Source organism: Roseateles sp. P5_B10, from assembly GCF_056400485.1.
Genome location: NZ_JBFULE010001419.1, coordinates 1 through 764, shown reverse-complemented (window position 1 = coordinate 764; position 764 = coordinate 1). Strand labels below are relative to the sequence as shown.

1 protein-coding gene is annotated in these 764 nt (G+C 73.8%); it reads left to right on the top strand.

Features of this window, described 5'->3' with window-relative positions; genetic code table 11:
- Positions 1-764, top strand: a 764-nt coding sequence (locus AC1DU6_RS33720; protein ID WP_477862728.1) for a hypothetical protein, incomplete at both ends; no start/stop codon positions are given.

The window sequence follows — 764 nt, the reverse complement described above, 5'->3', positions numbered from 1 at the left end:
CGCTGGCGGCACTGGGCGAAGCGGCGCGGCACTGGCAACACGGCTTGGCCGACGAGCCGACGCCGCCCCAGGCCGCCATGCTGCTGGCCCGTTTGYTGGAGGCTGAAAACGGCCTGGGCCGCCGCACCGAGGCCGAGGCCTGCCGGCAACGCCTGGAAGACCTGCGCGCAGGCACCGCACTGCCGCCCGATGTCGAGGTGGACGCGGGCCACGCTCTCGCCCGCTATCTCGTGCGCGGCGAGGGCGCCCAGGCCGCACTCGCCCTGCTCGACGCGCTGCCCCTGCCGACCGACGACAGCCAGCGGCTGCGCGGCTTGTCGCTGCGCATGGACGCGCTGCAACGGCACGGCCGCATCGACGAGGCTCGCATGCTGGGCGATGAGGCGCTGGCCCTCGTCCACCCCGCCCACCCCGAGCGCGCGGAGCTGCTGGCATCGCTGGCCATGCTGGAGTTCTCCGCCGCGCATTTCGATGCGGCTGTCACGCGTGCCGACCAGTTCGTCACCGCCAGCCGGCAGCGCGGCGACGGCATGCTGATCGCCCGCAGCCTGCAATTGCGCGGCGCCTTCCAGGCCGAGCGCGGCAACGTGGACGCCGCCGAGGCCGACCTGCGTGAGGCCGCCGCGCTGGCCGGGCGCTTCGGCAACCGGCCCACGCAGCTGTTCTCCCTGTACAACCTGGCGGTCACTTTCCTGCAGCAAACGCGCCCCGGCGACGCGCTGCCGGTGGCCCTGGAAGGCTGGGCCTTGTGCGCCGACCAGAAG